The organism is Pantoea sp. USHLN298, from assembly GCF_037149395.1.
Taxonomy (GTDB): Bacteria; Pseudomonadota; Gammaproteobacteria; order Enterobacterales; family Enterobacteriaceae; genus Pantoea; species Pantoea astica.
Map to the genome: position 1 here is coordinate 1 of NZ_JBBCRO010000025.1, position 309 is coordinate 309.

General features: G+C 54.0%; 1 rRNA gene. It reads right to left on the reverse strand.

Going from position 1 to position 309, the window contains the following annotated elements:
- A 5S ribosomal RNA gene (gene rrf, locus WFK59_RS22165) occupies positions 1 to 75 on the reverse strand; the annotation flags it as partial.
- Between the last annotated feature and the right edge of the window lie 234 nt (positions 76 to 309).

A 309-nucleotide genomic window follows, 5' to 3' on the forward strand; every position in this document is an offset into this window, starting at 1 on the left:
ACCATCGGCGCTACGGCGTTTCACTTCTGAGTTCGGCATGGGGTCAGGTGGGACCACCGCGCTACAGCCGCCAGGCAAATTCTTTGTGCACGAAACGAACCTTTTCTGCCGGGACCGCGTTGCCATCGCTCAGCCGCACCGGTCACATACTTCTGTATGCTCCCGCTGACGTCATCGCTCTGCGCCCTGTCACGCCGTAAAATCTTTCGTTTCCGCAAATAATTATCCGGAAAACAAGCTGAAAATCTGTCTCTCAAAAACGCCTCTGGCGTTGTAAGGTTAAGCCTCACGGGTCATTAGTACCGGTTA